The organism is Brevibacillus sp. GCM10020057 (assembly GCF_042683565.1).
GTDB lineage: Bacteria > Bacillota > Bacilli > Brevibacillales > Brevibacillaceae > Brevibacillus.
The window spans coordinates 1-580 of the sequence record NZ_JBHUJW010000025.1 but is presented as its reverse complement, the minus strand read 5'-3'; the positions used below and the strand labels follow the sequence as shown (position 1 = coordinate 580).

Annotated in this window: 2 rRNA genes; both read right to left on the bottom strand. The window is 52.9% G+C overall.

Going from position 1 to position 580, the window contains the following annotated elements:
* Positions 1-145 precede the first annotated feature (145 nt).
* Positions 146-262 (bottom strand): 5S ribosomal RNA (rrf, locus tag ACFSO0_RS08940).
* A 68-nt stretch (positions 263-330) separates the two neighbouring features.
* A 16S ribosomal RNA gene (locus tag ACFSO0_RS08935) occupies positions 331-580 on the bottom strand; the annotation flags it as partial.

The following is a 580-nucleotide window of genomic DNA, read 5'->3' as shown; positions in this document are numbered from 1 at the left end:
CTAGCGCCAAGGCATCCACCGTGTGCCCTTAGTAACTTAACCACAATTGGTCAGCACTAAAAAGTACTTACAGTTTAAATCCTTAGCAATACATGCAGTATCCAGTTTTCAAGGAACGAATATTGGCTACTCTGACGAGTAACCTGCCTGGCAACGTCCTACTCTCCCGGCTCCCTGCGGAGCAAGTACCATCGGCGCTGGAGGGCTTAACGGCCGTGTTCGGTATGGGAACGGGTGTGTCCCCTCCGCCATCGTCACCAGACTATATTTATGAGAGCATGCACTCTCAAAACTGAACAGCGAATGTGCGTTACGGTCGTATCTCCATAGAAAGGAGGTGATCCATCCGCACCTTCCGGTACGGATACCTTGTTACGACTTCACCCCAGTCATCTACCCCACCTTCGGCGGCTGGCTCCCAACCGGGGTCCCTGAAAAGTAATACTTTTTGGGGTGGTTTAGGTTACCTCACCGACTTCGGGTGTTGCAAACTCCCGTGGTGTGACGGGCGGTGTGTACAAGGCCCGGGAACGTATTCACCGCGGCATGCTGATCCGCGATTACTAGCGATTCCGACTTC